Source organism: Microbacterium sp. CCH5-D1, from assembly GCF_001557335.1.
GTDB lineage: Bacteria > Actinomycetota > Actinomycetes > Actinomycetales > Microbacteriaceae > Microbacterium > Microbacterium oxydans.
Genome location: NZ_LSJW01000152.1, coordinates 1 through 1,981 on the forward strand (window position 1 = coordinate 1; position 1,981 = coordinate 1,981).

The 1,981-nt window shown below is 67.8% G+C and carries 4 protein-coding genes; all 4 read left to right on the forward strand.

Annotated features, from left to right (window positions below; all coding sequences use genetic code 11):
• The coding region (locus tag AX744_RS20655) for a DUF4190 domain-containing protein (RefSeq protein WP_197429204.1) at positions 1-439 on the forward strand (439 nt) is incomplete at its 5' end.
• A gap of 55 nt (positions 440-494) precedes the next feature.
• The gene (locus AX744_RS09580; RefSeq protein WP_058633205.1) at positions 495-842 is read left to right on the forward strand and encodes a DUF3099 domain-containing protein; all 348 of its coding nucleotides are present in this window, start codon (positions 495-497) and stop codon (positions 840-842) included.
• On the forward strand, positions 839-1,033 hold the full coding sequence (locus tag AX744_RS09585) for a hypothetical protein (protein WP_046749137.1): 195 nt from the start codon (positions 839-841) through the stop codon (positions 1,031-1,033). The genes AX744_RS09580 and AX744_RS09585 overlap by 4 nt, the downstream gene beginning before the upstream one ends.
• A complete protein-coding gene (locus AX744_RS09590; protein ID WP_046749138.1) occupies positions 1,030-1,842 on the forward strand; it encodes an SURF1 family cytochrome oxidase biogenesis protein in 813 nt (270 codons plus the stop codon). The genes AX744_RS09585 and AX744_RS09590 overlap by 4 nt, the downstream gene beginning before the upstream one ends.
• The last annotated feature ends 139 nt before the right edge of the window (positions 1,843-1,981 follow it).

The window sequence follows — 1,981 nt, forward strand, 5'->3', positions numbered from 1 at the left end:
CGTCCAGCCCCCTCAGCCCGGCCAGGCGTACCCCGGGTCCACTGCTGCGTATGCCGCCCCGGCCCCGCAGGTATGGCCGGTGCAGCCGAATCACGGGACCGCGACCCCTTACGGAGCCTATGGGACACCGACGTACCCGCTTGCTCCACCGCGTCCCACGAGCGGACTCGCCGTCACCTCCCTGGTGTGCGGCATCGCCGGTGTCGTCCTCATCTGGGCGATCCTCCCGATCCTCGCCTCCATCGCCGCGGTCATCACCGGTCACATGGCGCTCAAGCAGACCAAGAGCGATCCGAGCGTCGGAGGACGAGGAATGGCCATCGCGGGCCTGATCCTCGGCTATGCGATGATCGCCATCGGCGCCTTCACGCTCATCAGCATCATCATCAGCTTCCTGTTCGTCGGAGCGTTCAGCCTGCCGTTCATCTTCTCGCGCTGATCCGCGGCAGAAGCGGCACGCCGGGAGGTCCGCACCGGCGTAGGCTTGAGGCATCGTGAAGAACGCGCGTCAAATCCCGGCCGTCACCTCCCTGCCGCAGTCTCCGCAGGATGAGGGTGACCACCGTGTGCGTCGTTACGTGCTCACGATGTCCATCCGCATAGCCTGCTTTGCCCTGATGGTGCTGGTGCAGCCGTACGGATGGTACACCTGGGTCTTCGGGATCAGCGCGGCCGTGCTCCCGTACATCGCCGTGGTGTTCGCCAACGCGGGCAGCGACAGCACCGAGATGACAGCCGAGTCGCCGCGACAGGAGCTGGAGGCTCCCGGGCCCGCTCCGATCGCGAATGAGACGACCGGCCCGCAGGTGTTCACGATCCACGAAGGCCCGAAGGACCGATGACAGAGCTCGAATGCTCGCGCGCCGGCTGCCGGAGCGCGGCGACCAGACAGGTCGTATGGCGCAACCCCCGCATCCACGCCGCCGACCGGGAGAAGATCTGGCTCGCCTGCGACGAGCACGTGGACTACCTCCGCGACTACCTCGCGGCGCGGGACTTCCCGGTGACCGTTCGTGACGGGGCTCCCGCATGAGTCAGCGACTGCTCCGGTGGGGCGTCTACGTGCTGATCGCCATCGGATTCGCGATCGCATGCGTCTTCCTGTCGAACTGGCAGTTCGAGCGGAACGAGACGAGAGCCGCCCAGATCGAGCTCGTCGAGCAGAACTACGACGCCGAGCCTGTCCCCCTGGCAGACCTCGTCGGGGAGGACGGCGCGCTCGACCCCTCGGATGAGTGGCGCCCGGTGACCCTGCAGGGCGAGTATCTGGCCGACGAACAGCTGCTGGTGAGAAACCGCCCGCACGGAGGAACCAGCGCCTTCGAGGTGCTGGTGCCGTTCCGCGACGCCGACGGCCGCGTTTTCATCGTCGATCGGGGCTGGGTACCTCCGGGCGACGGCGACGCTCCGGATTCCGTGCCTGCGCCGCCCGAGGGCGAAGCCGAAGTCACCGTGCGTCTGCGCCCGGGCGAGCAGCTTCCTGCTTCGGGCCGTGGCGCCCCCGAAGGGCAGGTGCCGACCATCAATCTCCCGGCCATCGCGAAGCTCGTCGACGGCGATGTGATCACCGGCGCCTACGGCCGCGTCATCAGCGAAAGCCCCGCGGGCGAAGGCACCCTCGGGGGATTCGACTCCCCCACCGACGACCCCGGCCCGCACCTGTCTTACGCGATCCAGTGGATCCTGTTCGCGCTGATGGGCTTCATCTTCATCGGCTACATCATCCGGACGGAGATCGTGAAACACCGCGAAGAGGTCGAAGGCGTGCCGTCTCCGGTCAAGGTCAGCCGCCGCAAGGACCATGACGCCGACGTGGAGGACGAGCTGCTCGACGTGCGCTGAGCGCGGTCCGCCGCAGTCACTCCACGGACCACGGCATGGGACGCTCCGGCAGCCGCGAGCTGTCGTCGGGAAGGTGTGGAAGCGCCTCCCCACCCGCGCGAAGACAGAGCCACCGCAGTTCACCGGGACTGTCCGGACG